The following is a 228-nucleotide window of genomic DNA, read 5'->3' as shown; positions in this document are numbered from 1 at the left end:
ACAATCAGTTGACGTGCCATAACTTATCACCTCTAAACAGTATCTTTATTCTATGCAACTTCATGTAAAATTGGTATGAGCTGCTGACTGCACACCTTATACCAATTTCCTAAAGTTCTGCTACAGATAAGGCATCTAAAATGAATTGCCCTCCCGTCAAAGAAGCAATGACTTCATTCGTCAACTTGTTTAACTCTTTTTGCACCGCTGCTCTCAACTCCTCTATGT

It is taken from the genome of Microcoleus sp. MON1_C1 (genome assembly GCF_036701945.1).
GTDB lineage: Bacteria > Cyanobacteriota > Cyanobacteriia > Cyanobacteriales > Microcoleaceae > Microcoleus.
Note: the sequence above shows the minus strand (reverse complement) of the source record.